The organism is Pseudomonas macauensis (assembly GCF_047902425.1).
Lineage (GTDB): Bacteria > Pseudomonadota > Gammaproteobacteria > Pseudomonadales > Pseudomonadaceae > Pseudomonas.
Window position 1 is genome coordinate 3,760,425 of the sequence record NZ_CP138377.1, and the last position, 25,369, is coordinate 3,785,793.

Sequence of the window (25,369 nt, forward strand, 5' to 3'; positions counted from 1 at the left end):
AACAAGCGGAGGAGACCTCCATGCGAGTCCTGTTCATGTGCACGGCCAACAGCTGCCGCAGCATCCTTTCCGAAGCGCTGTTCAACCATCTGGCTCCGGAAGGCTTCGAGGCGATCAGCTCCGGCAGCTTTCCCAAGGGCAAGGTGCTGCCGCGCAGCCTCACCACCCTGGAGCAGGCCGGCATTTCCACCAAGGGCCTGAGCAGCAAGGGCAATGAAGCCTTCGAAGGCAATCCGCCGGATATCGTCATCACCGTCTGCGACAAGGCCGCCGGAGAAGCCTGCCCTGTGTACTTCGGCCCGGCGCTGAAGTCCCACTGGGGACTGGAAGACCCATCCGATGTCGTAGGCGACGAGGCGTCCATCGACGCAGCCTTCCGCGCCACGCTGAGCCGGATCGAGCTGCGCTGCAAAGCCTTCTTCGCACTTCCCTTCGACACCCTGGGCCGCGACGAACTCAAGCGCGAGCTGGATCGCATTGGCGCTCTCTGAGCAGGAGGACCCCATGTCAGAGCAACTGCCCAATCTCGACCTTTCGCTGTTCGACCTGCCGCCGGCGGCAACCCGTACCAGCGAGCACAAACCGCGCATCCTGTTGATGTACGGATCGACCCGCGAGCGCTCCTTCAGCCGTCTGCTGGTGGAAGAAGCCGCGCGCCTGCTCGAGCACTTCGGCGCCGAGACGCGCCTCTTCAATCCATCCGGCCTGCCGCTGCCCGACGACGTGCCCGTGGAGCATCCCAAGGTGCAGGAGCTGCGTGACCTGGTGCAGTGGTCGGAAGGCCAGGTCTGGTGCTCCCCGGAGCGCCACGGCGCCCTTTCCGCTGTCTTCAAGGCGCAGATCGACTGGATTCCCCTGGCACTCGGCGCCGTCCGTCCCACCCAGGGCAAGACCCTGGCGGTGATGCAGGTCTGCGGCGGCTCGCAGTCGTTCAACGTGGTCAACCAGCTGCGCGTGCTCGGCCGCTGGATGCGCATGTTCACCATCCCCAACCAGTCCTCGGTACCCAAGGCCTACCTGGAATTCGACGATGCGGGACGCATGAAGCCGTCGCCGTACTACGATCGAGTGGTCGACGTCATGGAAGAGCTGGTGAAGTTCACCCTGCTGCTGCGTGATCGCCAGGAGTTCCTGGTGGATCGTTATTCGGAGCGCAAGGAAAGCGCCGAACAACTCTCCGCCCGCGTCAATCAACGCTCGATCTGAGGTCTCCATGCCCATCGAAATCAGGGAAGCTCGCCCCGAGGACGCCTCGGCGATCCAGGCCATCTACGCCCCGGTCGTGACCGGCACGGCGATCTCCTTCGAAGAGGTGCCGCCGACCGTCGAAGAGATGCGGCAGAGGATAGTCACGACCCTGCGGACCTATCCGTATCTCGTTGCCGTGCGAGACGGACACCTGGTCGGCTACGCCTACGCGAGCCAGCATCGGGCGCGCGCCGCCTATCGATGGGCAGTGGATGTAACCGTCTACGTCGCGGAGAGCGAGCGCCGCACGGGCGTTGGCCGCAGCCTCTATGCCGAGCTGCTTCCCATCCTCGCCCGGCAAGGATTCAACGCCGCCTATGCCGGCATCGCCCTGCCCAACGCCGGCAGCGTCGGTCTGCACGAGCAGCTGGGCTTCAGGCACATCGGCACCTTCCCGCAGGTTGGCTTCAAGCTGGGCCGCTGGCACGACGTGGGCTACTGGCGCCTGGAGCTCGGTACCCAGAGCAACTCGCCCAGTGAGCCTCGCCTATACGCGGACATCACTGGCTGAACGTTTGCTTTGGGTCGGTAGAGCCGCTCGGAGAATGAGGCCCGCCACGCGCACAACTGCAGGCGAGTCGTCGCCAGGCCACTTCGCCCGCTCCAGTCCCGGCGGATCTGCGCACAGGGCCGATCCTTCACAAGCGATCGGCCACCTCGCCTCAGGGCTCCCCGCGTTTACGCCGCGACGATCCACTCCGCGGCGCGCTCCGCGATCATGATGGAGGGAGCGTTGGTGTTGCCTCCGATCAGCGTGGGCATGATGGAGGCGTCAACGACCCGGAGCCCCTCGATCCCGCGTACGCGCAACTGCTGGTCGACCACCGCCATCTCGTCGCTCCCCATCTTGCAGGTGCCGACCGGGTGGTAGACGGTGTCGGTTCGGTTGCGCAGCAGCTCGATCAATTGCTCGTCGCTGGAAAGATCCCGGCTATAGATGTCCTTCAAGCCGTACCTTGCCAACGGGGCCTGGCCGGCAATGTCCCGCACCATGCGGTAGCCCTTGAGCAAGGTGCTGACGTCGTCGTCGTGGCCGAGGAAGTTCGGGTCGATGCGCGGCGCTGCAAAGGGATCTGCCGACAGCAGGCCAACGCTGCCGATGCTCTTCGGCCGCAGCACGCAGACGTGGCAGCTGAAGCCGTGCCCCCAGTGCAGTTTGCGGCCGTGGTCATCGATCGGCCCGATGACGGCGTGCAGTTGAATATCCGGGCGTGACAGGTCCGCAGAGGTCTTCAGGAACCCTCCGCTTTCGGCGCAGTTGCTCGCGAACGTGCCGGTCTTGTGCCGGACATAGTCGCTGAATGCCTTGCCCATCCGCACCGAGCCTCTGGCGGAGATACCCAGCAAGGACGTGTCGTGGCTCTTGTAGCAGGCGATGATGTCCGGGTGATCCTGGAGGTTCTGCCCTACCCCTGGCAGCTCGTGCTGCAGCGCAATGCCGTGAGGCTTGAGCTCCGCCTCCGCGCCGATGCCCGAGAGCATCAGCAAGTGCGGACTTCCGAAGGCTCCGGCGCTCAGCAGAACTTCCTTGCGGGCCTTGATCTCCAGGCGTTCGCCCTTGACGGAGACCTGCATGCCCACGGCACGCTTGCCTTGCAGCAGGATGCGCTGGGCATGGGCTCCAGTGATGACGGTCAGGTTGCCGCGAAGCTCGCGAATGGGCTTGAGGAACGCGCTGGCAGTGCTCCAGCGGCGGCCGTCGCGGATGGTCACGTCGTAGTGCCCCACCCCTTCCTGCTCGATGCCATTGAAGTCCGGGTTACGCGGGTGGCCTGCCCGCTCGGCTGCGTCCAGGAAGGCGTTGGTGACCGGATGCGCCTCCACGCGGCCGACGTACAGCTCGCCGTCGGCGCCATGAAAGTCGCTCCCGCCACGATGGTTCCCCTCGCTCTTGCGGAAGTAAGGCAACACGTCGTCGTACGACCAGCCGGGGTTTCCGAGGGCCTGCCAGTCATCGTAGTCGCTGCGGTGGCCGCGGATGTAGATCATCCCGTTGATCGAACTGCTGCCCCCCAGGGTCTTTCCGCGCGGCTGGTATCCGGTGCGGCCATTCAGGCCGGGCTGGGGAACGGTCTGCAGCGCCCAGTTGACGTGCCGGGTCGGGAGGATCGCCGCGACACCGATCGGGGTATGGATGAGCGGCGAGGTATCTTCGCCGCCGGATTCCAGCAGACACACCCGCACCGATGGATCGGCACTCAGGCGATTAGCCAGGACGCAGCCGGCCGAGCCGGCGCCAACGATGATGTAGTCGAATTCCATAATTGTTCTTCTCGGGATGCGCGCCGGGCAGACGGACTCAGCGCAGAGGTCTGGAATTCTTCTCCGGCAAGGCGCACATTAATTGATCTTTGACGACTTTATTTTGACTTTTAACGACTGTGACTGCCCTCATCCGTACCACCTCGTTCATTGGTCTGCCGCAACTGGTCGAGCAGTTGGGCGGGGACATCGATCAACTGCTCCGGCGCTTCCAGATCGATCCGCGCGCACTTGAAGACGACGAGGCACGGGTCCCGCTGCGCTCCCTGGTCGATATCCTCGAATGTGCTGCAAACGAGCTGGGCTGCCCCGATCTGGGCCTGCGCATGGCCGAATATCAGGACTTGCAAGTGCTTGGTCCGGTGGCACTGATCGCCCGCAACTCGGCGACGGTCGGCCAGGCGCTGGAAGAGGTTTCCAGGTTCATCGGCTACCACAGCCCTGGCATCGATGTGCAGCTCGAACGCGCCGACCGCGATGCACCGCGGCTCGTGATCGAGATCCGCCTGCCCGGCCCCGCGCGACGGCGGCAGATGCAGGAACTGGCGCTGGGCGTGGGATACAACACCATGAAGCTGCTGTGCGGCAGCCAGTTCGGCGCGCGCTCCGTGCTGCTCACTGGCGCGGGCTCGTTGCCACCGGCGCGATACCGGCGCTACTTCAAGACAGCGGCGTACTTCAGCCAGGAATGCAACGCCCTGGTCCTCAGCGAAGAACAACTCGAAATGCGGGTGCAACAGCAGGATCCACAGTTGCACCGTGTGCTGCTGGACTACCTCCGGCCCTTCGATGCCCAGACTCCGGAGGGCCTGGTGCGCCAGGTGGAGAATCTTGTCCTGCGGACGTTGCCGACCCAGCGCTGCCGCATTGCGCTGATCGCCGAGCAGCTCGGCCTCCACGAGCGGGTACTGCAACGGCGCCTGGCCGAACTGGGAACCGGTTTCGAGGAACTGCTCGAACAGGCTCGGCACTCATGTGCGGAGCGTTATCTTGCCGAGCGCCACATGCCGATGTCCCAGGTGGCGGGCCTGCTGGGGTATAGCGAACAGAGCGTCTTCAATCGCGCCTGCCGCCGCTGGTTCAACGACACGCCGCGCGCTGTGCGCCGCCGGCTACTCGACGGCACCGACGCACCCAGCTCCCCTCGCCGCTAGCGCACCAGCCCCAGCTCCTTGGCCCGGACGATGGCCTGGGTGCGCCGCGTCACGCCCAGCTTGGCGTTGATCTTCTGCGCATGGCTCTTGACCGTGTGCAGCGAGATGAACAATTGCTCGGCGATGTCCTGGTTGGACAGCCCTTGCGCGATCATCTTCAGAACCGACAGCTCGCGCGGGCTGAGCAGCACCGCGCCGGCCTGCTGGTCGTCGGCCCTCAAGGTTTCCTTGCCCCAGCGCACCAGGCCAGGATTGCGGAGGCTGCAGCCATACTCCGCGCTGGCCATGCCGATCTGCCGGGACAGCGCCATGGCGTCGAGCAGCGCTCGCTGCGCGCGGCCCTGCTGGCCTTTGGCGTAGAGCGCCTCCGCCAGACCGAAGCACAGCTCCACGGCCAAGGCGCGACGCTCCTGCCGCTGCGCCTCCCCGAGCATGGCCTCGAAGATTTCGCTGACCTCTTCGCCCGCCGCCAGACGTGCATGGACCAATGCCAGTTGCAGGTGTTGAACCAGTTCGGGATTGCCATAGGGAGGCCGTTTGGGTTCGGCGCCGGAATATTGCAACAGACAGCCCTCCAGCACCGTGCGAGCGCGGTTGGCCTGGCCTTCCTGAATCCACAAGCGGGCGTAGCCAAGCAACAGGAGGCTCTGGTACAGCGGCTCGGTGATATTGCGGAATTGCAGCAGCCGTTCGGCATCGGCCAGGCGCAGATGGGCCCGGGCGGGGACATTGTGCATCGCGTCCAACTCAGCCAGGCCGATGTATCCCCAGGAGGCTGCCGGGTCTTCGCAGTCCAGGCACTCCTGCAGCCCGGCCTCATAGTGTCCACGGGCGTCAGCGTAGTGTCCCAGGCGGGTCAGCAAGGCGCCGAGCCGCAGCCGTGTCCGGCCACTCAGGGGGTTGGCCTCCCCCTTGCCTTCCGCGCTCAGTTCCTGGTGCAACTGCTCGGCCAGGCGCAGCGCTTCCCGGAGCTCGCCACGCATTTCCAGCAGCTGTACCTGTTGCAGGAGCAGCACGGCTTCCAGCACGCGGCTGCCGTGGCGGCGAGCCAGCTTGATGGCATTGCGATGGAACTGCTGCGCGGTCTCAATCCTGCCGTCGACTATCTCCACCTCGATCAGCGCCGTCAGCAGGATGACGTGCTGGGCCCAGGCGGACTCCGGCAAGTGCTCCAGGGCCTCGCGCATGTGCGGCGTCTCGAACTTGCCTCGGTGATATTCGAGCTTGCCGGTCAGGGCCTGGCACTGGGCAAGCAGCTCACGCTGACGCCGCGCCGTCGGCTGTGGCAGGAAGCGTTGCAACTGCGCGGCACACACCTCGGCCTCATCGAGCCTGCCGCTGATGAGCAGCGCCCAGGAGTTGAGAATCAGCAGGCGTGGCGTGCTGGAAATCAGTTCGTCGGGCAGCAGGCTCCGCCAACGCAGTACCCGCGCCATCTGGCTGCCGTGCAGCAGCCGGTCGCGGGTGAAGTGCTGCAACAGACTCGCGGCGATCTCCGGCTGGTCGGCGAGCAGCGCATAGTCGATGGCCTGGCGCACCTGCTCACGTCCGGCGGCCCACTGGCAGGCATGGCGGTACAGCGCGCGCTTGAGGCTCTGCGCGACTTCCGCCGCCAGGATGCTGCCCACGGCGGGCCGCACCCGGTGCAGGCCCTGGTCGCCATCCAGGGTTTCGATGAACACGCCGGCATCCAGCAGTTGCAGCAGCAGTTGCTTGCCTTCGCCGACGCCGAGCACGTGCTCGCACAACGACGCATCGAAGTCCTGCAGGCAGGACAGCTTGCACAGCGCCTGGCGCAACTCGTCCGGAAGCTCGGCGAGGACTTCCTGCTCCAGATAGCGACGCACCAGTGCATTGCCCTGGGCGGCTTCCGGCGGCTGGCCGGGGTCGCGCCCGTGCAGGCGCAGGCGAATGCCGGCGAACCAGCCATCGGTCTGCGACATCAATGACTGCACCGTGGTGAGCGGTACCTCTCCGTAGAGACTGCCCAGCAATTCGCTCAGCTCGGTGGCAGTCATGGCGAGGTCGTCGGCGCCCAGCTCGAAGAGTTCCCCTTCCAGCAGGAGCCGCTCCAGCTTGCAGGCGGGACGGCGGCGGCTCGCGATCCACCAGGACACAGCAGGCGGCGAAGCGCGCAAGAGGAGATCGAGGAGCCGGTCGAGCAGTACGTCCGCCACCCGCGACAGGTCATCGAGCATGATCCACAGTGGGCCTTGCTGCCGCGCCAGGCAGGCAAGCACGGCGCTTGTCTCGCTGCTCTCCAGTCCCAACGCGGTCGCCAGCAGCCTGAGCAGCGCGGGCTCATCCAGCGTCAGCCCCTTCAGGTCGAGCCACAACAGGCGCACGCCCTCGGGACGGGCCAGGGCGCACTCGCGCAGCAGCACGCTCTTGCCGCTACCGGCGGGAGCACAGACCAGCCGCAAACGGCAGGGAGCGAGAAGAAGGGCCTGACTCAGGCGGGGGCGTGGCAGAAAGCCGGAGGGCAACGCGGGAGCGCGGCACGGGTCGGTGTGGAAATTCGCCGTGGGCATGGCGTTACTCGCAGGATTCCGTAAATGCAAAGGCGGCCATGTTACGGCTTGTGTCTGGGGCTGTATCGGGTTTGCCGACGATCTGGCAGAAAAAAGGGCGGCCGACTGGCCGCCCAACACGGAGTTGCTCGGAGAAACAACGGCTCAGCGGACGCCGGTCTGGCGCAGCGCCGCCGGGGTGTAGTCCGCGGCGATGGCCTTGGCGCCGAACACGATGCTCTGTTTCTCTTCGTTCTTCAGGCCCATGACCGAATAGCGGCCGGAGATGATGTCGTAGAGCGCCTCGGCGGTGTAGCCCGGCACCTTTTGGTTGTAGTACTGCTGGGCGTGCCCTTCCCCGACGCGCCACAGCTGGCCGCGGCCATCGTAGTGATCGACTTCCGCCAGTTGCCAGGTGTCCTCGTCGAAGAACATGTGGCGCTTGGCATAGATGTGGCGCTCACCGCTCCTGAGCGTGCCGACCACTTCCCACACGCGGTGCAGCTCGTAGCGGGTCAGGTCCTGGTTGATGTGCCCCGCCTTGATGATGTCGTCGTACTTCAGCGACGGCGAGTCGAGCTTGTAGCTGTTGTAGGGGATATACAGCTCCTTCTTGCCGACCAGTTTCCAGTCGTAACGGTCGGGCGAGCCGTTGTACATGTCGTAGTTGTCGGAGGTGGCCAGGCCGTCGGCCGCGGTTGCCGGGCCGTCGTAGGCGACCTGCGGGGCACGGCGCACACGACGCTGACCGGCGTTGTAGAGCCATGCCTGGCGCGGCTCCTTCACCTGGTCGATGGTTTCGTGCACCAGCAGGACGTTACCCGCCAGGCGCGCTGGCGCTGTTACGCGCTGGATGAAGTAGAAGAGGATGTTGTCGCCCTTGGCCTTGTCGAAGTCCGGCAGGTTCGACGGGTAGGACACCTCGTCCTCGAAGTGAACCATGGAGAACGAGCCGTCGGTCTGCGGCTGTACGCGGGTGATGTAACGGTGGATGTTACCGCCGCGGTAACGCGTCTCGTGGTTCCACACCAGCTCGACACCGGTTTTGGGAATCGGGAAGGCGTAGTAGTGGCTGTCGAAGTTCTGCAGGCCGTTGCCGCCGCCCACCAGTTCGGTGCGCGCCGCGCTGGTCTTGATCGCCGCGTAGATGTCGTCCGGCAGCGCTGCCGTACGGTGCGTCGGATACACCGGAATCCGATAGCTGTCCGGATAGCGCTTGAACATCGCCATCTGGCCATCGGTCAGCTTGGCCTTGTACTGCTCGGCATTGGCCGCGGTGATGATGAACAGCGGTTTCTCGTTGGCGAACGGATCGGCCAGGAAGCCCTTGCCGTCGACTGCGCCGGCATTCACCGGCAGGCCACCGGTCCAGGCCGGAATACTGCCATCGGCGTTGCCCGCCTTTTCCGCGCCCATCGGCGTGAGGGTGCCGCCGAGCTGCGCCACTTCCGCCGCCGGGACTGCGGCCAGCACGCTGCCGGCGAGCAGCGACAAGGCCAGCACGCCGGATTTCAAGCCTATTTTCTGAGTCTGCATTGCATGGTCCTCTGCGTTAGAAATTCACGCCAAAGCTGAGTGCGACGAAGTCCCTGTCGACGGACGTGTTGAAGTCGCCGCCAAAGAAGTCCGTATAGGAAAGGCTGGTGGTGTAGGTGTTGGCGTAGTCGGCATCCAGGCCGAAGCTGATGGCCTTGCTGCCCTCGTTGAACAGCCCGTTGGGACCGTAGCCGTCGACGTCGTGCGACCAACTGATGTTCGGCCGCAGGTTCACCCCGGCGAACACGCTGTTGTAGTCCCAGATCGCGCGGGCGCGATAACCCCAGGACGTGGCGGTGACGTAGCCGTCGTCCACGCAGTTGGACGTCAGGTTGGTGTAGTCGTTGTTGCCGACGGCACCGGAGATGGTGGTCTGGTTGAGCGCACGGCAGGTATTGACCGAGCCCGTGGCGGGCAGCGGGCCGGGGCCATACACCGGGTCGCGACCATAACGGGCGTCGCGGGTCGACTCGAGCCCGCCGACATGCACCACGCCGACCTCTCCCACGAGGGTCAGGCGTTCAGCGCCCATGACCTGGTCGAAGAAGTGCGTCAGGGTCGTCTGGAACTGCGTGATCTCCTTGCGGCGGTAGCCGTGCAGATCGCCGCCCGGAGTGGCCTGCAGCACCGACGCATTGCCATATGCCGCATAAGCCTTCGGGTTGATGTCCGCCAGCGGACCAACGCCGGAAAACAGCAGGTCGGTCGTGTTGAGCTGGACCGGCGCATTGGGTCGGTAGCTGATCTCGCCGCTCCACGCCGTTCCGGTGGGCAGCGTCGTCGAGAAGCTCAGGCCATACAGGTGAATGTCTTCCGGGTACTCCATGAAGTAGCTGGAGTTCCCGGCAACCACCAGGGGCGCGGCGGCGCCGGTTCGTCCCGCCACGTTGTAGACGCTCTGCGAGGGAGCGCTGACGCTGAGGAACGGCGCACGGCTGTGATAGTTGATGAAGTAGGCGCCGAACTCGGTGTTCAGCGGGTCGAACATGTAGCGCAGGGCCATGCCCCACTGGCCGCCGTCCCGCGCGTCGCGGTCCGCCCCACGGTGGACGAGAGTGCCTTCGCCGTTCTGGTCGATATCCATCGTCGTACCAGGCAGCGCGGCATTCACCGCCTTGCCTGCGGCGAGGTTGTTGGTGAGCAGGCGCAGATTGTTGCTGCAGCCATCCGCTACGACATCGACCTGGGAGAAGAAGGTGCCGCAGTTATCGACGACGGTCTGGTCCCACTCCAGTTGGTAGAAGGCCTCGGCGGAAAGACTGTCGGTCAGGCTCTGCGACAGATAGAACATGTTCACCGGGATCAGACCTTCCTTGATCTCGGCTCCGGGGCGCCGGAACGCGGCAACGTCGATCGGGTTGATCGAGTTGATGCTGTTCAGGATGAAGGTGCTCTCCCCCCAGCTGACCACCTGCTTGCCCAGGCGGACCGCTCCCGGTTGGTTGGCGATCGTGTAGTTGTGGTAGATGAACGCGTCCAGCATCTGGGCGCCCGAGGACTTCGCACCTTCCTTGCGTCCACTATCGTCGATGTCCTTGAACGGACGGCTTTCATCCTTGAGTTCGAAGTCATACCAGTACTTGCCGCGCAGGAACACGCCGGTGTCTTCGTACTTGAGTTCGAGATCGTGGATGCCCTTGAAGATCTTCGAGAAGGTTTCGCCCTTCTTGAAGTTGAGGTGGCCGTCATCGGTGGTCTGCGACAGCCCCTTGCCGCCATTGTTGACCCCGATGAGGTCGGGATCGCCACCGCGTAGCGCCCAGCTGGCCCCCACGGAAAGCGAGGAGTCGAACGTCCCTTCGATCTCTCCGATATTGAATGTTGCGGCCTGGGCCTGAGCGACGCAGCCAAATGCGATGGCCAGCGCAAGAGCATTAGGTCTGAATCCGGCGCGCGCTGTTGTTGTTGTCATGCGGCTTTCCCGTGGTTGGTGTTGGCCCGGGAAAACTAATCAGAGCGCGCGAATCGCGTAAGCGACGAAGTAGGGATTCAAAAACTCATACTTAGGTATGAGCGGCAGTTTTTTCAGTGTCGGAACGCCCCGAAACCGGGGCTGACAGACCGGGGGATCGCGGTGATGAACGGAAGCCGCGCGACTACCTCCCGCCATCAACGGCAGTAACGGTAGTTGCGCAACGACGATCCCGATAGGCCGCTAAATCGGGTCTCAGTGTCCTGTTCCGTGAACGCCGAATCCGCGCTTTACCGTGGTAAAAACATCGCAATCGACAACGGATATCGCCAGCGAGCGGCCGGCGCGAATGCCCATCACGGCGCCGCTGAAGACAACTGGAAAGACATCGAATAGCTGAAGCGGCTCGCCGGATGCACCCCGGTGGTCACTTCGATGACCCGGTCGCGAACGAAATAGGTCCGGACGATACGCAACCCCGGCGAACCGTCGGGCACCTGCAGCACGTCCGCTTCCGCGCCCTCAATCAGCACACCCTGGATCTCCTGTTCGACACGGGTGACCTTGATGCCGTAGCGCTCCTCGATCAGCGTGTAGACCGGCACATCCATGGTCGGGCTGATTCCCGGCAGATCGCGATAAGCCGCATCGACATAGATATCGACCAGCGCAATCGGCTCACCCGCGTCATCAGCGCTCAAGCGCGTGCCGCTCAGGTGCAGCCACTGCCCCCCGGCCGCACCGCGCAGGAGCTGGGCGTGCTCGGCCCCGGCCTTGAGGTCCTGACGGCCAGTCAGGCGAAAACGGGTGCCCTGGGCATAACGAACCAGATCGGAAAGGTTGTCCATCGACTGCGTGTAGCGCGACTGCGGACGGCTCGCCACCACGGTGGTCCCCACCCCGGCCTGCCGCGTCACCAGTCCCAGCGCGCAGAGTTTCTGAATCGCCTGGCGCACCGTGTAGCGGCTCAGCCCCCATTTGGCGCACAACTCCGCCTCGGTCGGCAGCAGTTCGCCGACTGCCGGCTGGCCGTTGCGGATGTCCTGCATCAGGGTGCGGGCAAGGTCGAGGTGGCGCGGCGCGGGCGCGCTCAACACGTCGTCGTCGAGGTCGTGCGAGGTCTTCATGGCGTGGTCATGGCCTTTCGGAGGGCAATCGAATGCCTCCGATGATAACGCGGCAAAAGGGCATTGACATGAATATTCGAATGTTCGAACATTTGAACCAACGAAGCCCTTCCGGCTTTCGCCCTGGGATCACCAGCCGCCACCCGCAGGAGCCCGCATGTACCCGATTCACTTTCTCTGGCGCTCGGCCGAGCGTTTCCCTCACCGCACCGCGCTGATCGGCGCAAGCGGCTCGCTGACCTTTCGCGAACTGGCCGATACCGTGCTGGCCCGTGCTTCGGCGCTGACCGCCCTCGATCCGCTGCCCGGCAGCCGGGTCGGCATTGCCGCGGCCAACAGCGTGGACCACCTGCTCGCCCTGCTCGCCGTACTGGCTGCCGGCAAGGTCTGGGTGCCGCTCAACCCGCGCAATGGCGATCCGGAACTGCGCCGTATCGTCGAGTTCGCCGAGCCGAGCCTGGTACTCGCCGACGAAGCGATGGCCGCACGCCTGACCGGCATCCCGGCACGCCTGGAACTGCTCGATGCGCTGCGCCGCAACACCCCCGCGACCATCGAACCCGCCATGGGGCCGCACTCGCGGGCCGGGGTTTCCCTGGAATACGCCCAGGCCATCAAGTTCACCGGAGGCACCACCGGCACGCCCAAGGGCGTCATCCAACCGCTACGGGCCTGGAACACCAACATCGTCACGCAAATCCATGAGCTAGGCCTGACGCCGGACGACCGCTATCTGGTCGCCGCGCCGATCACCCACGGCACCGGCACCTACATGCTGCCGCTGCTCGGCGCCGGCGGTGCGCTGGTCTTCCCCGACGGCAGCGGCCCTGCCGCGCTGCTGGATGCGGCGGCGCAGCACCGGGCAACGATCTTCTTCGCTCCGCCAACGCTGATCCAATCCCTGGCCGAGGAGCAGCGCCACGCACCGCGCAACCTTTCCAGTCTGCGCTACCTCGTCTACGGCGGCGCCCCCATGCGGCCGGAACAGATCTGCGCCGCGCAGGCGGTATTCGGGCCGGTGCTGTGCACCTCATATGGGCAAACCGAAGCACCGCAGATCATCACCTTCATGCCGCCGCAGGAGATGCACGGCGACAACCTCACCTCCATCGGCCGCCCGTCACTGCTGACCCAGGTGGCCATCGTCGATGCCGAGGGCAATCCGCTGCCAGCGGGCGAGGAAGGCGAAATCGCCGTACGTGGCGACCTGGTGATGGGCGGTTACCTCAACGCCGAGGAGGAAACCCGCAAGACCCTGGTGAACGGCTGGCTCCGCACCGGCGACGCCGGGGTGTTCGACGAGCGCGGATTCCTGTTCCTGCGCGACCGCCTGCGCGACGTGATCATCACCGGTGGCTTCAACGTGTATCCCAGCGACGTCGAGGTCGTGCTCTCCTCGCACCCGGCGGTGGCCGACTGCGCGGTGGTGGGCATCGCCGATCCCAAGTGGGGTGAGGCGGTGCACGCAGCGGTCCGCCTGCGCAACGGCATGCAGGCCAGCGCCGAAGAGCTGATCGGCCTGGTCAAGCGCGAACTGGGCTCGGTAAAAACGCCCAAGCACATCCACTTCTTCGACGTGCTGCCGCAGAGCGCCGTTGCCAAGGTACTCAAGCCCGCAGTACGCGAAGCCATCCTGAAAGCGAGCCAGGCATCATGAGCAGCCAGCACCCCCCCACCCCACGCACCCGCCTGTGCAGCCACGGACCGGACGCCATCCACTATCGCGACGCCAACCTGGTCACTGAGCTGATCGGCAAGGCCAGCTTCGTTGAAGTGTTCCTGCGCCAGACCTTCGGCCGGCACCCCAGCGCAGCCGAGCTGACCATTGTCGACGCCGTGCTGGTGACCCTGATGGAGCACGGCCTGACGCCCAGCGTAATCGCCGCACGAATGGTCTACTCGAGCTCCCCGGAAAATCTCCAGGCTGGCGTCGCCGCCGGGCTGCTGGCCGTAGCCAGCCGTTTCGTCGGGACCATGGAGCCGGCCGCCGGGTTGTTGCGCAGGATCGTGGAAGCCGGCGAGCAGGGGGCCGCCGAAGCTCGGCGCATCGCCGCCGAACACCGTGCCCGGCGCGAGCCCGTCCCCGGCTTCGGCCATCACCTGCACCGGCCGGATGACCCGCGTGCCGTGGCGTTGCTCGAACTGGCCGTCCAGGCCGGTACCTTCGGCCAGCATTGCCAGGCGCTAACGCTACTGGCCAGCGCCATCGACGAGGCCGCCGGGCGACACATCACCATCAATGCCACCGGCGCGGTGGCCGCCCTGCTCGGCGACATCGGCGTGCCAGCGGAACTGATGCGCGGCTTCGCCGTGCTCAGCCGCGCCGCCGGGCTGGTCGCACACATCGCCGAAGAGCAGCGCGATCCCTCGGGCCGCTTCATCTGGGACCTGGTCGACCAGGCGATGAGCGCCGCAGAACACCCCACCGATCACTGAGGAAAACCGCCAAGCCCTCGTGTGCAGTACCAACCTGACTTGGCCACCGACAACAATAAAATCATGAGGAACCCCATCATGAACCAGGCAATTCAGCGTCATCACCACATCACCCTGAGCGTGGGTACTGCCCAGCAGGACTATGACTTCCACACCAAGGTCCTGTCCCTCAAGAGCGTCAAGAAGACCCTGATCTACGACGGATCCAAACCCTTCTACCACCTCTACTACGGCAACGACGTCGGCGAGGAAAGCACCCTGCTGACCTGCTTCCCGGTCGCCCACTTCGGCCGCAAGGGCCAGCGCGGCAACGGCCAGATCAACACCATCAGCCTGTCGGTTCCGGTATCCAGCATCGGTTTCTGGGCCAAGCGTCTCGCCGATCACGGCTTCGACGTCCAGCGCAGCGAGCGCTTCGGCGAGCAGGTGCTGAGCTTCGCCCACCCCTGTGGCATTCCCTATGAGCTGATCGGCATCGCCGACGACGACCGCAAGCCCTACTCCAACGGCCAGGTCCCGCCTGAACTGGCGATCCGCGGACTGCACACCATCGTCATCAACGCCCCGGCGATGGAGTCCTCCCAGGAGTTCATGATCGACGCCTGGACTGCCAGCGAAACCGCACGCGACGGCAAGTTCACCCGCTTCCAGTTCGGCGAGGGCGGTTCCGGCCGGTATGTCGACTTCGCCCTGGAGTCCCGCCTTCCGCAGGCCAGTTGGTCCTATGGTGAAGGCACGGTGCACCACTGCGCGTTCCAGGTCGCCGACCACCAGGTGCAGGACAGCGTCAAGCGCCGCCTGGAGGGCCTTGGCTTCACCGACACATCCGAACGCAAGGACCGTGGGTACTTCGAGTCGATCTACGTGCGTACGCCCAGTGGCGCGATGTTCGAAGCCACCGTGTCGAAGCCGGAAGCGTTCCTGATCGACGAGAGCTACGAGAACCTCGGCTCGGAAATCATGATCGCTCCGCAATTCCGCCATCAGCGTGACGAAATCCTCGCCTCGCTGGAATCGCTGAAATACGACTGACGGTCCGACCTGCGGCCGCCGCGCTGGCGGCCATGCCACGGCTGATCGGCAACCCGGAGACGCGCAATGGCACTACCCAACCCTCACCTCGAACCACCCGTCAGGGTCTTTGGCGCCGCACCGCACGAGGCGCGGCTGGCGGTCATCCTCGTGCATGGCCGCGGCCAGTCGGCTGAGCTGATGCAGCAACTGGTCGTCGAGCGCTTCGGCCGCGCCGACCTGACCTGGTTCGCCCCTACCGCGGACAGCGGCAGCTGGTACCCGGAACGCTTCATCGCGCCGCTGGAGGCCAACGAGCCGCGCCTGTCCCAGGCCCTGGAACGCCTCGAACAGCTCTCCGCGCAGTTGGTGGAGCAGGGTTTTCCCTATTCGTCCCAGGTGCTGATGGGCTTCTCCCAGGGCGGCTGCCTGTGCTGCGAGTTCGCCTGGCGCAGCGCTCACCGCTACTGCGCGCTGGTGAGCTTCACCGGCGGCCTGGTCGGCCCGCCCGGCATGCCGCGCGACACCATGCGCCCGGCCCTGCGCGACCTGCCGGTATTGCTGTCGAGCTGGGATGACGACCCGTATGTGCCGCCGGAAAGCGTGCAGGAAAGCGCCGCGCTGCTGCGCGCTGCCGGCGCCGAAGTGCATCTGCATATCGAGCCGGCCTTCGAGCACGGCATTCGTGACACCGAGATCGGCTACGCACGCAACCTGCTGGACGCCGAGCCACTGCATCAGGAAACCAGACCATGAGTATCCAGGCCTTCCTTCATGACGAGCCCGCTTCGCGAGTGATCTTCGGCTGCGGCAGCCGCGAGCAGGTCACCACTGAACTCGAGGCACTCGGCGCTCACCGCGCCCTGGTGCTGACCACCCCGGACCAGACCGCCCTGGGCGATCGTATCGCCGTTCTGCTCGGCGAACGCAGCGCCGGAGTGTATGGCGGCGCAGTGATGCACGTGCCGCTGGACGCCGCCCGCAAGGCCATCGAGGTAGCCCGCGAGATCGGGGCCGATGCCTGCGTGGCGGTGGGTGGCGGCTCCACCATCGGTCTGGCCAAGGCTATCGCCCTGGAGTCGTCGTTGCCGATCCTCGCCCTGCCGACCACCTACGCAGGCTCGGAAATGACCCCGCTGTACGGCATTACCGTCGACGGCGAGAAGAAGACCGGCCGCAACTGGAAGGTCGCTCCGCGCACCGTGATCTACGATCCCGAGCTGAGCGTTGGCCTGCCCCTGGCAATAAGCATCAGCAGCGGCATGAATGCCATCGCCCACGCCGCCGAAGGTCTCTATGCACACAACGCCAGCCCGGTGCACAAGCTGATGGCGGAGGAAGGCATCCGCGCCCTGGCCGCCGCACTGCCGGCACTGCAGCGCGACCCCGGCGACCTCGACGCGCGCGGCGACGCGCTCTACGGCACCTGGCTATGCGGCGCCGTGCTCGGCCGGGTACAGATGGGTCTGCACCACAAGCTCTGCCATGTGCTGGGCGGCAGCTTCAACCTGCCCCACGCCGAGCTGCACACGGTGATCCTGCCCCACTCGCTGGCCTACAACGCCGAGGCTGCGCCACAGGCAATGCAGGCGCTGGCCCGCGCGCTGGGCAGCGCGGACGGCATCGCCGGACTGGTCGCCCTTGGCCGCCAGCTGGAGGCCCCCCGCTCGCTATGCGAGATCGGCATGCCCGCCGATGGTCTGGACCGCGCTGCCGACCTCGCCGTGGCCGCGCCCTACCCCAACCCACGCCCGCTCGACCGCACGGCGCTGCGCGCGCTGCTGCAACGCGCCTTCGACGGCGCCGAACCCCGCTGAATGCAGAGGCTGCCATGCTGATCGAGTACCGTGCCTATACCCTGCACCTGGGTGCCGAGGAGTTGTTCTGGGAGGCCCAACGGGAACGCGGCGAACAGGGCCTGCGACCGATCTTCGAACGGTTGATCGGTGCCTTTGCCACACACAGCGGCCCCACGGACCAGATCGTCAGCCTGTATCGCTACGACAGTTTCGAGGACTGGCACAGCCGGCTCTACGGCATCTATGGGCAGACTCGCCTGCAGCCGTATTTCCGGGTGATCCGTCCGCTGATCGCGCGCCAGGAGAGCAAGTTCCTGCTCCCCGCGCCGCTGCCGGAGCTGACCCCGCACTGGGGCAACGGTCAGGACTGGTTGCCGGCCCTGGGCGCCTTGTTCCGCGCCGACAACCTTGTCGAGCAGACCACCCTGAGCTTCTCCGCCGGCGGTGTGCCTGCCTGCTGGGATGCATTTCGCCAGCACGCCCTCGGCGATGATCCGGTAGCACTGAACGGCGTATTCGCCGCCTTCAGCTCCATCGCCGGCACACTCAACGAGGTGCTGATCTACCGCCGATTTCCCAACCTCTCGGCGCTCATGGAACACCGCCAGCAGCTACGTCACTCCCCCGCGTGGACCAGCTTCCTGCGCAGCCTGGCGCCCCTGACCGTCGCCAGTGACGTGCGCCTGCTGGAGCCATCCCCGGTGGCGGACATGTCGCCGCTGTTCACCCACTGACCCAGCCACCACCGCTGCCGCTGCCGCTGCCGCTGCCACCGTACCGGCCGACGCCGTACGGAGGGACGCGCTCGTCCCGAACATCGACCCACCGCCAGGAGACAACAACAATGAAAACCTGCACCCTCGTTCGTTCCACCCTGCTGCTCGGCACCCTAGGCATTGCGCCTCACGTTCTCGCCACTGAAGGCGGCGGCAGCGTCTATGCGCCGGGCGTCAACGGCTTCGGCTGCTGCGCCCTGCCGCCGCCGGGCACCTACATGATGGTCGATGCCCAGCACTACCGCAGTGACGAACTGAAGGGCAACGATGGGCGCAGCGTGCCGGTCCAGGGCTTCAAGGTACGCGCAGAGGCCGTCGCGCCGCGCTTCATCTGGGTCACCCCACAGGAACTGCTGGGCGGAACGCTGGCGCTGCACACCATCGTTCCGGTGGTGTCGCTGGACGTTTCCGCCGGTGGGCGCTCGCAGCGCAAGACGGGCGTCGGCGACATCGTCTTCGGTCCGGCGATCGGCTGGCACCTGTCACCGAACCTGCACACCGTGGCGGCCATCGACGTCTTCGCGCCAACCGGCGAATACGACAAGAACGACCTGGCCAACATCGGCCGCAACTATTGGGCGACTCACCTGGTCGGCGGCATCTCGTACATCAACGCAACGGGGTTCAACGCCGACGCCAAGGTTATGTACGGCATCAACGCGCGCAACCACGACACCGACTACCGCTCCGGCGACGAATTCATCGTCGACTATGCCGCGGGCTGGGCCTTCGGCAACGGCTGGACGGTGGGTGTGGGCGGCTACTTCTACCAGCAGATCACCGACGACGAAGTAGACGGAGACCGGTACCCCGACAACAAGGGCGCCTCCCGCGCCCTCGGCCCGGCGCTGCGCTACGACAGCGGCCAGGGCTGGTTCCTCACCGCCAAGGGCTACCACGAGACCGGCGTGCGCAACCGCGCCGAAGGCGACGCGCTGTGGCTGCGCGCAGTCTTCCCGCTCTAGGAGCCGGACCATGCATGATGCCGTGACCCTGCTCATCCGCCACCAGGTGGCGCCGCAATACCAGAGCGATTACGAAGCCTGGATCCGCGACATCTCCAACGCCTCCCGCCAGTATCCCGGACATATGGGCGTGGCGATCATTCGCCCACACGGCACGCAGGCCCCCTATTCCCTGGTTCTGCGTTTCGACACCCACGAGCACCTGAGGGACTGGATCGAATCTCCCACCCGCCAGCGATTGCTGGAGCGCGCGCGGCCGTGGCTGCAGTCCATCGAGGAAGGCGAGATCGAGACGGGCCTGGAGTTCTGGTTCACACCCTCTCGACTGGCGCCGCTGCACGCCAGGCCATTCAAGCAGTTCCTGATAACCCTGTCGGCCATCTACCCGCTGACCCAACTGCTGCACTGGATATTGCATCCGTTGCAGAACTGGATCGCTCCGCTGCGGGAACCCTGGCTGTTCGGCCTGCTGGTCGCGGCGGTGCTGGTTTTCCTGATGGTCTATCTCGTGATGCCCAGGTATACGCGGCTAGCCGCAAAGTGGCTGTTCAGTTGACAAGGGGGGCGCAGCTTCGGGCTACTGAATTGTCATGGTGGAAAGTGGTCGGAGATCGTGGCTCGTTTGGGACAACGAACCACGGTCCGCCGCCGCTTGCAAACGGCATCTATCCGTAAGCCCGGACCGCACGCACAGCGGATCCGTCAACGGGATGAGCTGGTAAGGCTTTGCTATGAGTGCGTGCTGGACGCGGGCAAATGGCGCGAGCTGTTGACCAATTTCATGCAGGCATCCGGTCAGCAGCAAGGCGGAATCCTGCATGAATTCGAGCATCCCTCCCGGAGAGATTTCCTTCCTGATTGGCTATCAAGATGCCAACTCGTTTTTACGTGCCTTAAAGGCTGAACGTCCGCTTCAGGTCGGACGCGGACGATCGCCGGAACAACCATCAGTCTGACGCGCTGTCGTTTCCCTTGAGCCGGACGTCAACGCAGCACCCCCAGCATAACCCAGACCCGGCGGGCCTCGGGATCCGCGTGGACGAGTTCGTCCATCAGCGCGCTCAAGGGCATGGCGCCCCACTCCACGGCGCGGCGAATGATGTACGGTACCGGGCTGTGGGGTTCGGTGCGCGCCAGGTACTCCGCAATGGCGGTGAGCTGACGGTAGGCCTCTTCACGGCTCTGCGGAGGACCGCCGGCGGGCATCGGAGCCGGGACTTCTGCCGCGACGGATGCGGGCTCCGCGTGGGTTTCCGACACGGCAACGGGTGCGAACTCTTGTGGTGCCATGGCCTTGCATCCCTGAATGACGTTGACGAAGGCGTCCATGGACGCAGCGAGTTGATGCAGGCTCGGCGCTGCATCGCCGAGTTGGCGATCGCACCAGGCGTCCAGCCGCTGGAGGTGCCCGGCCGCCACTTCCAGCTGGGCCAGGGTGGCAGCCCAGCCGTTCACCGCACCGCTGCGAACCGACTCATCCAGTCGCTTCTGTTCCTGCCGTGCGTTTTCCGCCGCCACCTTGTCGGCCTTGTTGTCGCTGACCTGAACCTGTCTTCGCTGCAGCTCCTGCCAGCCATGCAGGGTGGTCTGCGGCCAGCCGCTGCATAGCGGCACGCGGGTGAGCAACAGTTCGGTGTAGCGGCGGGCCAGCCACGCCACCGGTGCAGCGCGCCACTCCTGATCACCATCGGCGGCCTGCGGGTGCAGTTGCTCGGGGTAGGCATCACAGAGATCGGCCAGCAAGCCGAGTGCGGCAGCGAGGCCGGACGGCCCCTCCATGACGATCCAAGCCTCGCCCAGGTAAGCGGCGATGGTCAGGTCCTTGCTGCGTCGCAGCAACAGCTCTTCGGCCAGAGCCGCCAGCGCTACCCAGTCGGCGCGTTTGGGCTCGGCCTGCCAGACCCCGGTCGGCAGCTGCGTATCTTCCTCGCGACGCAGCTCGCGCAAGCGGTCCATCAAGGGGTCGTAGCGCAGCGATTCGCCGCACGGTGCATCACCCGACAAAGGTTGCAACAGCGCCTGTAGCGCCTGCTCTGAAATCATGGCAACTCCTGGGTGCCGGCAACGGTCGCGACACCCATACCGCTGAAGGGCGTGCGCGGCGCACGTACGGGAAGCGGCTGGACCGACAGCGGCTGCTTGGCGTCCTGGGTCATCAGGGAGACGCGCAGGAACATCCGTGCCTCGGGCTCGTGGCTGTTGGGGGCGCGGATAGGCACCTGCAGCGCCAGCGGGAAGTCGGTGTAGTCGGCGCTGGGCTGGCGTTGCAGGATCAGGTGCGAGCGCAGCATGCGTATCAGCGCCCAGGGGCCAGCGTACTCCCAACCCACTTCCAGGTCGGCCACCGCCATGCTTGCCTGCTGCGGGTCGATGTCCGGCCGCTGCGGGCTGTCCTTGGCCCAGCGCAACAGCACCTTCACCGGCTCGCCGACATTCCAGTGCAGGCGCTGGCCATCGCCACCCGGGAAGCTCAGCGGCCGGTCGGCCGCATAGAGCGTCCAGGCGATGACCTGGTCAGCGCCGCGCTCGGCTTCACGGTCGGTGCGCCAGCGCACGTCGAGATCGACGCCCTGCGCCCCGCCCTTGTCGCGCTGGAACAGCGGGCCCATCCAGGCCCGGGCCAGTTGCAGGCGCTGGAGGAAATCCGCTGCGGCAGCGCGATCCACCGACTGGCTGAGTTTCAGGCCCTCCTGCGCCCGCGCGAGGTTCTGGTCGAGCAGCTCGACCAGGTGCTGCACCCGTGCCGGGTCCGCGTCTTCGGCCTGCAGGCTGTAGGCGAAGGGGAAACGATTGGCCAGATACTGGTTGAAATAGTCGGCAATGGCGGACCAGGCCGCGGCGGCATCCTTCTGCTGCAACTCCAGGCAACGCTGCTGCGCCTGGCTGTGCAAGCCGCGAGTGAACCGCGCCACGTCGCCCTGCCCGGGGACCAGCGCCGAGGTGCGCAGGATATTGGCGCAACTTGCCGCGTCCATTTCCACGAAGTCGCGGGTGACCAACTGGTCCAGCAGCATGGGCGAGCTCGTCGGGTTCTGTGCCTTGTACTTGGTCAGCTCATCGCTGAGGTCGGCGAAGCGCCGCACCTTGTCCTGGTCGGCGAAGCCGAGGTTGCCCCGGTCCCTCAGCCAGGTCAGTGCGGGCGCGTGGTCCTCGCTCAGGGCGAGCATGGTCTCGAACTGCTGGGCCAGGTTGCGCTTGAGATCCTGGGTGTCGGTGGAGCGATAGAGCTGCAGGCCGAAATTGCGCGAGCCGTCCCAGCCGGAGGGCTCCGAACGCACGCGGAACAAGGGCAAGGCGTCGATCGACTTCAGCACGGTGTTGACGTCGGCCAGCGCACCACGGGTGAGGTGGATGTCCAGCGCATTGGCCAGATCATTGCGCTGCAGGGTTTCCAGGGCCTGGCGCACCTGCTCCGCCGGCTCCAGCGGGACGTCGAAGGTGATTTGCGCAGCAGCCCCGTTCGATGGCACGGACTGGGTCAGGCTGCTCCACATGGCGCCGGCCGCGGCGGCGGCGGTACTTTCGGCGAGTGCGTCACGGTATTCGGCCGGTATCCGCGCCTGCTCCTGCTCGCTGTACTTGCGATAGCTGTCGTAGTACGCCAGCGCGGCATTCAGTGCGTGGGCGTCGAGGTTGCCCAGACGCCGCGGGTCGGCATCCTGCGCCTGCTGGCGCAGGGCGGTACCGGCGAAATCCTGGCGCATCAGCGATTCGATGGCGCTGCCCAGTGCCACCACGTGATCCTGCAGGGCCAGGGTTCCGCCGGGTTGCAGTTGCAGCAGGTTGTCGCGGGAGCCGGCGGCGGCAATCCACTGGTCATGGAAGGCACGCTGCAGCTTGCTCGCCTGACTGGTCACCGCCGCTTCCGCAGTGGGTCCGAGCAGGTAGGACTGGCGCACGTCATCCAGCAACGCACGGTAGCCGGGAACTATCTCCTGGGCATTGCCATGGCTCCAGGCGGCGTTGGTCAGGGCCACCATATTGCGTAGGGCATCGATTTGCGCGGCGGTTTCCTCCAGCTCTTCCAGGCTGTTGCCTTGTCGCGCCTTGAGTTCGTTCAGGTGCAGACGCAGGAAGCCGGCCGGGCGTACGAAGTTATCGGAGAGGAAGAACTGGTCGAGCCAGAGGTTCATCAGGTCGTCGAAATTGCGCGCCAGCGGACCATCCCGCGGGCCGGGATCGACCGGCGCCGGAGCCTCCGGAATGCCCTGGCCGAGTACCGATTGCAGGTAGCCGGCGTTGCGTAGCGCGCCCGGTTCGAGCGTCAGGCCGTAAGATTGCTCCCCCAGCTTGGCGATGCTTTCCAGGGGATTTTTCGAGGTGCCGGTGCGTAGCTCGTTGTACCAGCGGTTGCGCTGTTCGAACGCCAGGACACCGCCAGCCAGCTCCCGGGCGGCGACGAAATTGGGCCATTGTTCCGGGCTGTCGCTCTGCACGTTGGCGCGACGCTCGCTGCTGCGGATGGCGCGCAGCCGAACCAGGTCAGCCGCTTGCGCCTGCTGCAGGGGTGCCAGCACTTCGCGCCGGGTCAGGTCCCTGAGCAGTTCGTCCATCTGGCCGTCGAAGCCGGAGAACCAGGAGCTGGGGTACACCAGGGACCGGTAATGCCAGCGCGGCGCCCCCTGCAGCAATGCCCAGTAGGCTTGCAGGCGCAGCCGTGCGCTATCGCCCGGCGCCGCAGAGCTCGCCGCGCCTTCGCCCTGCCCGTGCTGCATGGCCTGGATACGCTGGCCCAGGGCTTGCGCCTCGCGCGAATCCTCGTGCCAGACCCAGAGCATCCCCAGCAGCCAGCAGACCCCGACGACACCGGCGACGGCGCCCAGCAGACGCTGCGAACGCTGGCGCAGGCGCAGCACCCGTGGCACCGCCTGCGCCAGCCCGCGCTCGGCCAGCAGGCGCGATTGCCAGAGGTGCTGGGTGAACAGCAACTGGGCGGGGGCCTCGTCCCGAGCCGAGAGCGACCAATCATCGTCACTGGCCGCCCCCCGGAACGCGCCGCTGAAATACAGACCCCGCAGGCGCGGTGCCTCACCTAGCGCATTGCCCTGGAAGACCGGCTCCAAGCGTTGCCTTAATCCTTCGCGCAGGCTCTCCAGCGTCTGCGGGAAGCGATACAGCTCCTCGCTCAACTGTCCTGTCAGCACGCCGGCTTCGAGAATTGCCGCCTGCAAGGCCTGCAGCACCTGGTCGAAGCCGCGCTCCAGATGTTCGCCCTGCCAGGCCGCATCCGCCTGCAGGGGCGAGGCCCAGCCCAGCGGTCGCTCGCGAACCTCAACCGGCAGCGCAGCACGCAGTTCGGCGAATCCGCCGAGCTCCTCCAAACCGATGACGACCACGTAGACCGGCAGGCTCAGCCCCAGCCGTTGCAGCAGGTCATTGAAACGCCGGCGCAGCTGGATGCTCTCCTGGGCCAGGCTGGCCGGGTCCAGCAGGCGCTCCGCCGGCACGGCCCAGATCACCCCGTCCAGCGGGCGACGTGGGCGCAGCCGCAACAGCAGGCCAAGCAACCGCCGCCAGGGTTGCAGTGACGATGGCGCGCCCTCTTCCGGCAGGAACAGCCCCTGCGGCACCGCCAGCACGGCGCCATCCTGATCGGCCCACCAGCGGCCGAACCAGGCCGGCCGGCCAGCGGGTGTCAGGCTCCAGTCGGTAGCCAGGCGCTCACCCAACAAGGGATCGCCCAGCAGGAGGAACCAGGGCACGTCGTAGCGATCGGCGACGTCCTGGTCCTGCTCCATCTGCCGTACGGTCAGGTAGAACGCGCGAACCGCCTCGCCGCCTTTGCTGCGCAGCCAGAGAAAGCCCCCCGCTGCCAGCAGCACCAGCAGCAGCAAGAGCAGCGCCAGTACCAGCCAGCCGCTCACCCCGCCAGCTCCGAGACAGTGGCCACACAGGCCAGGTCCAGCAGCGGCGTCAGTTCACCGCGAAGGTCGCTCCACAACCCATGCCCGAGGATGATGAGGAGCAAGGCGCCGGCAGCCACCATCAGCATCAGCCGCAAGCCATCGGGCAAGGTGCGGCGCAACGGCAGGCGCAGGCCCTCGGCGCTTGCCGGGCGCGCCAGGGTATCCAGCAGCGCCTGGACTTCGGCGTCGCGCTGCCAGGCATGGGCGAACAGCGCGTGCCGCCATTTCTCATGCAGGGCCTCGCCCTTCGGGCCGCGCAGCCGTCCGTGGAACCCCAGCAGCAGGCATTGCAGGTAAACATTGGCGAGGTCGCGCGCGCCCGGCGCGCGCGTTTCCAGCAAACGGTGGATGGCCTGGGGAACGCGCTCCCCGGCATTGCGCGTGCCGTAAAGGCGGGACTCAAGCGGCCGCTCCTGCCAGGCCGTCTGACCGCTCCAGGGATCGAACAGCAGGCTTTCGTCGAGCAGCGCGACGAAGGCGTAGACCATGCTCTTGACCTGCTCGCCGGCCGCCTCGCCGACGCTACTGAAGGCGCTGCGCCACAGACGGCGAACTACCGCCTGGGCCTCCTCGGAAACCCGCTCGATCACCACGTCCTGCTCGCCGGTCGACTCCCGCAGGTCCTCCCAGCGCTGCCGCCAATCCAGCCAGGCGACCTGGAAGGCCTGGCTCAAGGGGGCTTCGCCGAACGATGGGGGGTAGATCGCCTGATTCCCTTCGGGCATTT

General features: G+C 66.0%; 20 protein-coding genes. 12 read left to right on the forward strand and 8 right to left on the reverse strand.

Going from position 1 to position 25,369, the window contains the following annotated elements; all coding sequences use genetic code 11:
* The first annotated feature begins 20 nt into the window (after positions 1-20).
* Genes SD196_RS17205 through SD196_RS17215 form a run of 3 tightly spaced genes read left to right on the forward strand, consistent with a single transcriptional unit; the run spans position 21 to position 1,759 of the window.
* Positions 21-491, forward strand: coding sequence for an arsenate reductase ArsC (locus SD196_RS17205; protein ID WP_416310460.1), 471 nt, complete (start codon positions 21-23; stop codon positions 489-491).
* A gap of 13 nt (positions 492-504) precedes the next feature.
* Positions 505-1,206 (forward strand): arsenical resistance protein ArsH, encoded by a 702-nt coding sequence (arsH, locus tag SD196_RS17210; RefSeq protein ID WP_416310461.1) that lies wholly within the window; start codon positions 505-507, stop codon positions 1,204-1,206.
* A 7-nt stretch (positions 1,207-1,213) separates the two neighbouring features.
* A complete protein-coding gene (locus SD196_RS17215; protein ID WP_416310462.1) occupies positions 1,214-1,759 on the forward strand; it encodes an arsinothricin resistance N-acetyltransferase ArsN1 family B in 546 nt (181 codons plus the stop codon).
* Positions 1,760-1,926: 167 nt separating this feature from the next.
* On the opposite strand, the gene SD196_RS17220 is transcribed toward SD196_RS17215, so the two are convergent.
* Complete coding sequence (locus SD196_RS17220) at positions 1,927-3,510, reverse strand: GMC family oxidoreductase (RefSeq protein ID WP_370599667.1); 1,584 nt, start codon at positions 3,508-3,510, stop codon at positions 1,927-1,929.
* Between the two features lie 119 nt (positions 3,511-3,629).
* On the opposite strand from SD196_RS17220, the gene SD196_RS17225 reads away from it, so the two are divergent.
* A complete protein-coding gene (locus tag SD196_RS17225; protein WP_416310463.1) occupies positions 3,630-4,664 on the forward strand; it encodes an AraC family transcriptional regulator in 1,035 nt (344 codons plus the stop codon).
* Here SD196_RS17225 and SD196_RS17230 read toward each other — a convergent pair.
* The 4 genes from SD196_RS17230 to SD196_RS17245 all read right to left on the reverse strand — a co-directional run bounded on the left by SD196_RS17230 (position 4,661) and on the right by SD196_RS17245 (position 11,749).
* On the reverse strand, positions 4,661-7,195 hold the full coding sequence (locus SD196_RS17230; RefSeq protein WP_416310464.1) for a LuxR C-terminal-related transcriptional regulator: 2,535 nt from the start codon (positions 7,193-7,195) through the stop codon (positions 4,661-4,663). The genes SD196_RS17225 and SD196_RS17230 overlap by 4 nt on opposite strands.
* Before the next feature lie 144 nt (positions 7,196-7,339).
* Entirely contained in the window at positions 7,340-8,710 is a 1,371-nt protein-coding gene (locus SD196_RS17235) for a DUF1329 domain-containing protein (RefSeq protein WP_331318713.1), read from the reverse strand.
* Between the two features lie 16 nt (positions 8,711-8,726).
* Positions 8,727-10,622, reverse strand: coding sequence for a DUF1302 domain-containing protein (locus tag SD196_RS17240; RefSeq protein WP_331318715.1), 1,896 nt, complete (start codon positions 10,620-10,622; stop codon positions 8,727-8,729).
* A gap of 356 nt (positions 10,623-10,978) precedes the next feature.
* A complete protein-coding gene (locus SD196_RS17245; RefSeq protein WP_275611281.1) occupies positions 10,979-11,749 on the reverse strand; it encodes a GntR family transcriptional regulator in 771 nt (256 codons plus the stop codon).
* A gap of 157 nt (positions 11,750-11,906) precedes the next feature.
* Here SD196_RS17245 and SD196_RS17250 point away from each other — a divergent pair, with 157 nt between their 5' ends.
* The 8 genes from SD196_RS17250 (at position 11,907) to SD196_RS17285 (ending at position 19,292) form a co-directional block, all read left to right on the forward strand.
* On the forward strand, positions 11,907-13,406 hold the full coding sequence (locus tag SD196_RS17250; RefSeq protein WP_416310465.1) for a class I adenylate-forming enzyme family protein: 1,500 nt from the start codon (positions 11,907-11,909) through the stop codon (positions 13,404-13,406).
* Positions 13,403-14,185 (forward strand): citryl-CoA lyase, encoded by a 783-nt coding sequence (locus SD196_RS17255; RefSeq protein ID WP_416310466.1) that lies wholly within the window; start codon positions 13,403-13,405, stop codon positions 14,183-14,185. The genes SD196_RS17250 and SD196_RS17255 overlap by 4 nt, the downstream gene beginning before the upstream one ends.
* A 78-nt stretch (positions 14,186-14,263) precedes the next feature.
* A complete protein-coding gene (locus SD196_RS17260; protein ID WP_416310467.1) occupies positions 14,264-15,217 on the forward strand; it encodes a glyoxalase in 954 nt (317 codons plus the stop codon).
* Positions 15,218-15,283: 66 nt separating this feature from the next.
* Positions 15,284-15,952, forward strand: coding sequence for a phospholipase (locus SD196_RS17265; protein ID WP_343573156.1), 669 nt, complete (start codon positions 15,284-15,286; stop codon positions 15,950-15,952).
* Positions 15,949-17,013 (forward strand): maleylacetate reductase, encoded by a 1,065-nt coding sequence (locus tag SD196_RS17270; protein ID WP_416310468.1) that lies wholly within the window; start codon positions 15,949-15,951, stop codon positions 17,011-17,013. The genes SD196_RS17265 and SD196_RS17270 overlap by 4 nt, the downstream gene beginning before the upstream one ends.
* Positions 17,014-17,027: 14 nt before the next feature.
* On the forward strand, positions 17,028-17,729 hold the full coding sequence (locus tag SD196_RS17275; RefSeq protein WP_416310469.1) for an NIPSNAP family protein: 702 nt from the start codon (positions 17,028-17,030) through the stop codon (positions 17,727-17,729).
* 110 nt (positions 17,730-17,839) lie between these two features.
* Positions 17,840-18,736, forward strand: a complete 897-nt coding sequence (locus tag SD196_RS17280) for a transporter (protein ID WP_416310470.1) — start codon at positions 17,840-17,842, stop codon at positions 18,734-18,736.
* Between the two features lie 10 nt (positions 18,737-18,746).
* Positions 18,747-19,292, forward strand: coding sequence for an antibiotic biosynthesis monooxygenase (locus SD196_RS17285; RefSeq protein ID WP_275611273.1), 546 nt, complete (start codon positions 18,747-18,749; stop codon positions 19,290-19,292).
* Positions 19,293-19,720: 428 nt separating this feature from the next.
* Here the strand turns inward: SD196_RS17285 and tssA are convergent, their stop codons facing one another.
* Genes tssA through SD196_RS17300 form a run of 3 tightly spaced genes read right to left on the reverse strand, consistent with a single transcriptional unit; the run spans position 19,721 to position 25,367 of the window.
* Positions 19,721-20,779, reverse strand: a complete 1,059-nt coding sequence (tssA, locus tag SD196_RS17290; RefSeq protein ID WP_343573148.1) for a type VI secretion system protein TssA — start codon at positions 20,777-20,779, stop codon at positions 19,721-19,723.
* Positions 20,776-24,600, reverse strand: a complete 3,825-nt coding sequence (locus SD196_RS17295) for a type VI secretion system protein (protein WP_416310471.1) — start codon at positions 24,598-24,600, stop codon at positions 20,776-20,778. The genes tssA and SD196_RS17295 overlap by 4 nt, the downstream gene beginning before the upstream one ends.
* Positions 24,597-25,367, reverse strand: coding sequence for a DotU family type IV/VI secretion system protein (locus tag SD196_RS17300; protein WP_343573144.1), 771 nt, complete (start codon positions 25,365-25,367; stop codon positions 24,597-24,599). Before SD196_RS17300 ends, SD196_RS17295 begins: the two co-directional genes overlap by 4 nt.
* Between the last annotated feature and the right edge of the window lie 2 nt (positions 25,368-25,369).

Bases quoted from the DNA above. Each gene is read 5' to 3' on its own strand.
- SD196_RS17205 (WP_416310460.1), top strand. From the start codon at position 21: ATGCGAGTCCTGTTCATGTGCACGGCCAACAGCTGCCGCAGCATCCTT.
- arsH (WP_416310461.1), top strand. From the start codon at position 505: ATGTCAGAGCAACTGCCCAATCTCGACCTTTCGCTGTTCGACCTGCCG.
- SD196_RS17215 (WP_416310462.1), top strand. From the start codon at position 1,214: ATGCCCATCGAAATCAGGGAAGCTCGCCCCGAGGACGCCTCGGCGATC.
- SD196_RS17220 (WP_370599667.1), bottom strand. From the start codon at position 3,510: ATGGAATTCGACTACATCATCGTTGGCGCCGGCTCGGCCGGCTGCGTC.
- SD196_RS17230 (WP_416310464.1), bottom strand. From the start codon at position 7,195: ATGCCCACGGCGAATTTCCACACCGACCCGTGCCGCGCTCCCGCGTTG.
- SD196_RS17235 (WP_331318713.1), bottom strand. From the start codon at position 8,710: ATGCAGACTCAGAAAATAGGCTTGAAATCCGGCGTGCTGGCCTTGTCG.
- SD196_RS17240 (WP_331318715.1), bottom strand. From the start codon at position 10,622: ATGACAACAACAACAGCGCGCGCCGGATTCAGACCTAATGCTCTTGCG.
- SD196_RS17245 (WP_275611281.1), bottom strand. From the start codon at position 11,749: ATGAAGACCTCGCACGACCTCGACGACGACGTGTTGAGCGCGCCCGCG.
- SD196_RS17250 (WP_416310465.1), top strand. From the start codon at position 11,907: ATGTACCCGATTCACTTTCTCTGGCGCTCGGCCGAGCGTTTCCCTCAC.
- SD196_RS17255 (WP_416310466.1), top strand. From the start codon at position 13,403: ATGAGCAGCCAGCACCCCCCCACCCCACGCACCCGCCTGTGCAGCCAC.
- SD196_RS17260 (WP_416310467.1), top strand. From the start codon at position 14,264: ATGAACCAGGCAATTCAGCGTCATCACCACATCACCCTGAGCGTGGGT.
- SD196_RS17265 (WP_343573156.1), top strand. From the start codon at position 15,284: ATGGCACTACCCAACCCTCACCTCGAACCACCCGTCAGGGTCTTTGGC.
- SD196_RS17270 (WP_416310468.1), top strand. From the start codon at position 15,949: ATGAGTATCCAGGCCTTCCTTCATGACGAGCCCGCTTCGCGAGTGATC.
- SD196_RS17275 (WP_416310469.1), top strand. From the start codon at position 17,028: ATGCTGATCGAGTACCGTGCCTATACCCTGCACCTGGGTGCCGAGGAG.
- SD196_RS17280 (WP_416310470.1), top strand. From the start codon at position 17,840: ATGAAAACCTGCACCCTCGTTCGTTCCACCCTGCTGCTCGGCACCCTA.
- SD196_RS17285 (WP_275611273.1), top strand. From the start codon at position 18,747: ATGCATGATGCCGTGACCCTGCTCATCCGCCACCAGGTGGCGCCGCAA.
- tssA (WP_343573148.1), bottom strand. From the start codon at position 20,779: ATGATTTCAGAGCAGGCGCTACAGGCGCTGTTGCAACCTTTGTCGGGT.
- SD196_RS17300 (WP_343573144.1), bottom strand. From the start codon at position 25,367: ATGCCCGAAGGGAATCAGGCGATCTACCCCCCATCGTTCGGCGAAGCC.